Below are 7,932 nucleotides of genomic sequence, written 5' to 3'. Positions count from 1 at the left end.
GCCTGGAGCTGGCCGAGGCGTTCCCGGTGTTCGAGCGGGCGCTCACCGAGGTGTGTGCGGAGGTTGATCCGCGGCTGGGTCGTTCCCTGCGGGAGTTGCTGGCGGCTGATGGTGATGTGCTGAACTCGACGGAGTTCACGCAGGTGGCGTTGTTCGCGGTCGAGGTGGCGCTGTTCCGTCTGGCGGAGTCGCTGGGGGTTCGTGCGGACTTCCTGATCGGGCATTCGGTCGGTGAGATCGCTGCCGCGCATGCCGCGGGTGTGCTGTCGCTGGCGGATGCGGCCGAACTGGTGGTGGCACGTGGCCGGTTGATGGGTGCGCTGCCCGCCGGTGGTGCGATGGTCGCCGTCCAGGCTGCTGAGGCTGAGGTCGCGGAGTCCCTGGCCGGTTTCGAGGGCCGTCTGGAGATCGCGGCCGTCAATGGGCCGCTCGCGGTCGTCGTATCCGGCGACGAGGACGCGGTGGAGGAGTGGCTGCCGCGCTGGGAGGGGCGCAAGACGTCCCGGCTGCGGGTGTCGCACGCCTTCCACTCGCCGCGTATGGAGCCGATGCTGGCGGAGTTCCGCGCGGTCGCCGAGCGGCTGACCTATGCCGAGCCCCGTATCCCGGTCGTCTCCAACGTGTCCGGCGGGCCCATCACCGCCTTCGACGCGGAGTACTGGGTACGGCACGTGCGCCAGGCGGTGCGTTTCGCCGACGGTGTGCGCACGCTGTGGGAGCTGGGCGTCCGGCGGTTCCTGGAGCTGGGCCCGGATGCTGTGCTGACGGCGATGGCGCGGCAGTGCGTGGAGGACTCCGAGGCCGCGTTCGTGCCCGCCCTGCGGGCCAAGCGCGGTGAGCGGGAGACGTTCGCCGGCTTCCTCGGCCGCGCCCACACCGCGGGCGCCGGTGTCGACTGGGAGGCGTACTACGCCGGGACCGGCGCGCGGCGCGTGGACCTGCCGACGTACGCCTTCCAGCGCGAAAACTACTGGCTGTCCCGGAAGGCCGGTGCCGCCGACGCCGCCGCTGCCGGGATGGACCGGATGAGGCACCCCATCCTGGCCGCGGCCGTGCAGGTCGGGGACCGCGACGAGTGGGTGTTCACCGGCAGCATGTCGCAGGAGACCCAGCCGTGGACGAGGGACCACGCGGTGTTCGGGATCGTGCTCGTACCGGGCACGGCGATGTGCGAGATGGCGCTGACCATCGGCCGCCGGCTGGGCTGCGACGTCGTGGACGAGATGGTCATCGCCGCTCCGCTGGTCCTGGAGGACGACGTGACGCGGCAGATCCGGGTCACGGTCGGCGCGGCCGGTGAGGACGGCCGCCGCGAGATCGCCTTCTTCTCCCGGATCGAGGCGGGCGAGGACGCGGTCACCGAGCTGACCTGCCACGCCCGCGGCTGGCTGTCCGCCAAGGCCGAGCCCCTGGAGCCGCTGCCCATTCCCTGGCCGCCCGCGGACGCCGAACCGCTCGCCGTGTCCGAGCTCTACACGCTGCTCAACCGCAACGCGCACCTCACCGACGTGGGCTTCGACTACGGCCCGGCCTTCCGCGCCGTGGAGACCGCCTGGCGTCGGGGCGATGAGGTGCTGGTCGAGCTGGCGCTGCCCGAGGCGGCCGGTCCGGCCGACGGGTTCGCCATCCACCCGGCGATTTTCGACTCCGCCCTGCACGGCGGGCTCGGCATGCTCGACATGGGGGAGAACAACCCGAGCGGGCTGCCGTTCTCGTGGTCCGGGGTCCAACTGGGGCGCTTCGGCCTCACGCGGCTCCGCGTGCGGATCACGCTGCCGGACCCGATGTCCCTGCGGCTCGACATCGCGGGCGAGGACGGTCTGCCGGTGGCCTGCCTGCGGCGGCTCGACGTGCGGCCGGTGGAGCAGGCGCACCTCGAAGCGGCGCGGGGTGACGGCGATCGCCACCTCTACGAGCTGGGCTGGGTCCCCGCGCAGGCCGCGCAGGGCACGCACGCTGCGAAGGCACCGGCCGCCGGTGTCGCCGCACTGGGCGAGATCGCCGGGGCGGCGGACCGGTTCGCCGATCTGACCGCCCTGGAGAAGGCGCTGGCCGACGGGGCGAAGGCACCCGAGGTGGTGCTGGCCGCGGTCCGCACCCCGGACGGCGACGTACCCGGGGCGGCGCGGGCGGCCACCGGTGAGGCGCTGGCGCTGGTGCGGCAGTGGCTGGCCAGTGAGCGGCTGGCCGAGGCGCGGCTCGTGCTCGTGACGCGGGGCGCGGTCTCCGTCGACGGTGAGGCCGCGGACGTCGCCCAGGCCGCGGTGTGGGGTCTGGCGCGCAGTGCGCAGTCGGAGCATCCGGACCGGTTCGTCCTGGTCGACCTCGGTGCCGACCACGGAGCCGACCACGGCGATCCCCGTGAGGACGGGCCCGACTGGGGTGCGGTCCTGGCCGCCGACGAGCCGCAACTCGCGTTCCGCGACGGTCGGTTGCTGACACCGCGGCTCGCACGTGCGGGTGCGGTGGCCGGCGCGGCGGTCACGTCGTTCGACCCCGAGGGCACCGTGGTGATCACCGGTGGTACGGGTGGCCTGGGCGCGCTGTTCGCCCGGCACCTCGTCGTCACCCACGGCGTACGCCATCTGCTGCTGCTCAGCCGGCGTGGCCCGGAGGCCGACGGCGCCGCCGCACTGGTCGCCGAGCTGGCAGAACTGGGGTGTGCGGCACGGGCGGTCGCGTGCGACGTGTCCGATCGCGCACAACTCGCCTCGGCGCTCGGCACGCTGGAGCGGCGTCCCACCGCGGTGGTGCACGCGGCGGGTGTGCTCGACGACGGTGTGATCGGGTCGCTGTCGGCGGAGCAGATCGAGCGCGTGATGCGTCCCAAGGTGGACGCGGCCTGGCACCTGCACGAGCTGACCGCCGACGCCGACCTCTCCGCGTTCGTGCTGTTCTCCTCGGTGGCCGCCCTCATCGGCAGCCCTGGTCAGGGCAACTACGCCGCCGCCAACGCGGCCCTGGACGCGCTCGCCGCGTCCCGCCGGGCCGCCGGCCTGCCCGCCACCTCGCTGGCGTGGGGCCTGTGGTCCGACACCGCGGGCATGGCCGCACAGCTCGGACAGAACGAGCTGGCCCGTCTGGAGCGGATGGGGTCCAAGGCGCTGACGACCGACCTCGGTCTCGGCCTGTTCGACCAGGCGCTCACCTCGGACGCGGCGCTGCTCGCGCCGGTCCGGCTGGACACGGCGGTGCTGCGCGCCCAGGCCAGGGCCGGGACGATCCCGGCCGTGCTGCGCGGGCTCGCGCCCGTCGCGGCCCGGCGGGTGGACACCCCCACGGTCTCGCTGCGCGACCAACTCGCGGGAGTGGACGCGGCAGACCGGGAGCGCATCGTCCTCGACATGGTCCGCAACCACGTGGCGGCCGTGCTCGGACACGCCTCGGCCGCGGCCGTCGAACCCGGGCGGGCCTTCCAGGAGATGGGCTTCGACTCGCTCGGCGCCGTCGACCTGCGGAACCGGCTCACGCAGGCCACGGGTGTGCGCCTGCCCGCCACGCTCGTGTTCGACCATCCCACGCCCGCCGACATCGCCCGCCTGCTGCTCGCCGAGTTCGGCGGCGCAGCCGCCGGCGAGCCTCCGATCGAGAAGGAACTGAAGAAGCTGGAAGACATGCTTGCCGCGATCGCCGACAACGAACGGCGCTCGGTGGCCGAGCGCCTGCGCCGCCTGCTCGCCGTCGTCACGGATGACGACGAGGCCGAGACGGCCGAGCGCATCGAAGCGGCCACCTCCATGGACGAGGTCTTCCAAATGATCGACGCCGAGTTCGGCGAAGCGTGACAAGGGGCGGGGAAATGGCAGAGAACACCGATCAGCAGGAGAAGATCGCCCGCTATCTCAAGAAGATGGCGAGCGACCTCAACCAGGCCCGTGCGCGCCTTCGTGAGTACGAGTCCCGCGACGGGGAGCCCCTTGCGATCGTCGGCATGAGCTGCCGGTACCCGGGCGGGGTGACCTCCCCCGAGGACCTGTGGGAGCTGGTGGCGACCGGGCGGGACGCGATCGGCCCGTTCCCGACCGACCGCGGCTGGGACCTGGACGGGCTCTACGACCCGGACCCGGACCGGCTCGGCACGGTGTACGCCCGCGAGGGCGGTTTCATCGACGGCGCAGCCGAGTTCGACGCCGACTTCTTCGGGATCAGCCCGCGCGAGGCGACCGCCATGGACCCCCAGCAGCGCCTGCTGCTGGAGGCCGCCTGGGAGGCGCTGGAGGACGCGGGCCTCGACCCGAACTCCCTGCGCGGCAGCGACACCGGCGTCTTCTGCGGCGTCGGCCCGTCCGACTACGCGTCGATGCCCGCGGGAACCCTGCCCGAGATCGAGGGCTTCCGCCTGACCGGCTCCACCACCAGCGTCGTGTCCGGCCGCGTCGCCTACAGCCTCGGCCTGGAAGGCCCGGCCGTGTCCGTGGACACCGCCTGCTCCGCCTCCGCCGTCGCCCTGCACCTCGCCGTGACCGCCCTGCGCGCCGGCGAATGCTCCCTCGCCCTGGCCGGCGGCGTGACGGTGCTCTCGGGGCCCTTCCTCCACATGGAGTTCAGCCGTCAGCGCGGCCTGGCCCCCGACGGCCGCTGCAAGGCGTACTCGGCCTCGGCGGACGGCACCGGGTTCTCCGACGGCCTCGGCCTGGTGGTGCTCGAGCGACTGTCCGACGCCAAGCGCAACGGACGCCGCATCCTCGGCCTGATCCGCGGCAGCGCGGTCAACCAGGACGGCGCGAGCAACGGCCTGACCGCGCCGAACGGTCCCTCCCAGGAGCGGGTCATCCGCCAGGCCCTCGCCAACGCCGGGCTGTCTCCGGCCGACGTCGACGCGGTCGAGGGCCACGGCACGGGCACCAAGCTGGGTGACCCGATCGAGGCGCACGCCCTGCTGGCGACGTACGGGCGTGAGCGTGCCGGCGACCCGCTGTGGCTCGGCTCCATCAAGTCGAACATCGGTCACACGTCGACGGCCGCCGGTGTCGCGGGTGTGATCAAGATGGTGATGGCGATGCGGCACGGGATGCTGCCGCCGACCCTGCACGTGGACGAGCCGTCCCCGCACGTGGACTGGGAGTCGGGCGAGGTCCGGCTGCTGACCGAGGCCCGTGAATGGCAGGTCGAGGGTCGTCCGCGTCGTGCGGGTGTGTCGTCGTTCGGTGTCAGTGGTACGAACGCGCACATCATCGTGGAGGAGGCTCCGGCAGAGGAGCCGGTGGCGGTCGAGCCTGTCGTGTCCGCGGGCCCGGTGCCGGTGGTGCTGTCCGCGCGGACGGACGCGGCGCTGCGGGCGCAGGCGGAGCGGCTGCGGGAGCGGGTGGCCTCCGATGCGGACGCGTCGGTCGCGGACATCGGCTTCTCGGCAGCGACGACCCGGGCGCTGCTGGAGCGGCGCGCCGTGGTGGTCGCCGGGGACCGCGACGAGCTGCTCGCGCGGCTGGGTGAACTGACGACCGGGGACTCGGCCGTCGAGGGCAAGTCGGCGTTCCTGTTCACGGGGCAGGGGTCTCAGCGGGCCGGTATGGGCCTGGAGCTGGCCGAGGCGTTCCCCGTCTTCGACCAGGCGCTCACCGAGGTGTGTGCGGAGGTTGATCCGCGGCTGGGTCGCTCGCTGCGGGAGTTGCTGGCGGCTGATGGTGATGTGCTGAACTCGACGGAGTTCACGCAGGTGGCGTTGTTCGCGGTCGAGGTGGCGCTGTTCCGTCTGGCGGAGTCGCTGGGGGTTCGTGCGGACTTCCTGATCGGGCATTCGGTCGGTGAGATCGCTGCCGCGCATGTGGCGGGTGTGCTGTCGCTGGCGGATGCGGCCGAACTGGTGGTGGCGCGTGGCCGGTTGATGGGTGCGCTGCCCGCCGGTGGTGCGATGGTCGCCGTCCAGGCTGCTGAGGCTGAGGTCGCGGAGTCCCTGGCCGGTTTCGAGGGCCGTCTGGAGATCGCGGCCGTCAATGGGCCGCTCGCGGTCGTCGTATCCGGTGACGAGGACGCGGTGGAGGAGTGGCTGCCGCGCTGGGAGGGGCGTAAGACGTCTCGCCTGCGGGTGTCGCATGCGTTCCACTCGCCGCGTGTGGAGCCGATGCTGGCGGAGTTCCGCGCGGTCGCCGAGCGGCTTGAGTACGCGGAGCCGCGTATCCCGGTCGTCTCCAACGTGTCCGGCGAGCCCATCACCGCCTTCGACGCGGAGTACTGGGTACGCCATGTCCGTCAGGCGGTGCGTTTCGCCGACGGGGTGCGCACGCTGTGGGAGCTGGGCGTCCGGCGGTTCCTGGAGCTGGGCCCGGATGCTGTGCTGAGCGCGATGGCGCGGCAGTGCGTCGAGGACGACACCGAGGCCGCGTTCGTGCCCGCCCTGCGGGCCAAGCGCGGTGAGCGGGAGACGTTCGCCGGCTTCCTCGGCCGCGCCCACACCGCGGGCGTCGGCGTCGACTGGGAGGCGTACTACGCCGGGACCGGCGCGCGGCGCGTCGAGCTGCCCACCTACGCCTTCCAGCGCGAGCGGTTCTGGCTGACCCCGGGCACCGCCACGGGTGATGTCTCGGCCGCCGGGCTCATCGCCGTCGAGCACCCCGTGCTGGCCGGCCGGGCGCTCATCGGGGACCGCGACGAGTGGCTGTTCACCGGCCGGATCTCCACGACGCACCAGCCGTGGACGCGGGACCACGTCGTCGTCGGCACGGTCGTCGTACCCGGCGTGGCGCTGGTCGAGATGAGCCTCACCGCCGGCCGCGAGGTCGGCTGCCCCGTGCTCGACGAGCTGGTCATCGAGGCGCCGCTGGCGCTGGACGACACCGCGGCGCGGCAGGTGCAGATCCTCGTCGGTCACGCCGACGAGGACGGGCGCCGGGAGTTCGTCATCTTCTCGCGGCCCGAGGACGGTGACGCGGACGAGCGGTCCGAGGCGACCTGCCACGGCCGCGGCTGGCTGGGATCGGAGGCCAAGGCCCTCCCCGAGTGGGACGCCGCATGGCCGCCGCAGGACGCCGAGCCGCTCTCGGCCGAGGCGCTCTACACGCGCATGGCCGACATCGGTTACGACTACGGCGCCCTGTTCCAGGGCGTGGTGGAGGCGTGGCAGGCCGAGGACGGCGTCTACGTCGAGCTGGCCCTGCCGGACGACGCCGACGCGGGTGCCTTCGGCATCCACCCGGGACTCTTCGACTCCGCGGTGCAGAGCTCGCTGTTCGGTGAGAAGCCGGACGACACGCTGGTCATGCCGTTCTCGTGGAACGGCGTCCGGATCGGCCGGACCGGTGTGTCGCGGGCCCGTGCCCGGCTCACGCCGGCGGGCGAGGCCGCCTTCCGCATCGACATCGTCGACGAGTACGACGAGCCGGTGCTCAGCATGGACAAACTGGTCTTCCGCCCGGTCGACCGGGCCCAGCTGAAGCGTGCCGCCGAGACGCAAGGTTCCCTGTACCGGCTGGACTGGATCCCGGTCACGGTCGATACGGGCCGGTCCGCCGGCGTGGCGGTGCTCGGTGGGCTCCCCGCCGAGGGCGAGCGGTACGAGGACCTGACCGCGCTGGAGCAGGCCGTGGCGGACGGCGCCCAGGCGCCCGAGCTGGTGCTCGCGGCCGTCGAGGCCCCGGGGGCCACCGCTGCCGCCGTCGAGGCGCTCGCCCTGGTGCGGCGGTGGCTGGCCACCGAGCGGCTGGGCGGGGCGAAGCTGGCGGTGGTGACCCGGTGCGCGGTCGCCGTCGACGGTGAGGCTCCCGACGCCGCGCAGGCCGCCGTCTGGGGTCTGCTGCGCAGTGCGCAGTCCGAGCACCCCGGCCGGTTCCTGCTGGTCGACCTCGACACCGATGCCGTGGCCGAGGGGCTGCAGTGGGGCGGCCTGCCGGACCTGGACGAGCCGCAGGTGGCGGTGCGCGGTGGTCGCGTGCTGGCGCCGCGGCTGTCCCGGGCGTCGGCCGGTGCGGCGGTGACGTCGTTCGACCCCGAGGGCAC

Annotated in this window: 2 protein-coding genes; both read left to right on the top strand. The window is 73.3% G+C overall.

Going from position 1 to position 7,932, the window contains the following annotated elements; all coding sequences use genetic code 11:
• The coding region (locus tag ACIA79_RS33450) for an SDR family NAD(P)-dependent oxidoreductase (RefSeq protein WP_399432193.1) at nucleotides 1-3,785 on the top strand (3,785 nt) is incomplete at its 5' end.
• Nucleotides 3,786-3,799: 14 nt separating this feature from the next.
• The coding region (locus ACIA79_RS33445) for a type I polyketide synthase (RefSeq protein ID WP_399432192.1) at nucleotides 3,800-7,932 on the top strand (4,133 nt) is incomplete at its 3' end.

This window comes from Streptomyces sp. NPDC051310 (assembly GCF_044455245.1).
Classification (GTDB): domain Bacteria; phylum Actinomycetota; class Actinomycetes; order Streptomycetales; family Streptomycetaceae; genus Streptomyces.
Note: the sequence above shows the minus strand (reverse complement) of the source record. Positions and strands in the feature narration are given on the sequence as shown.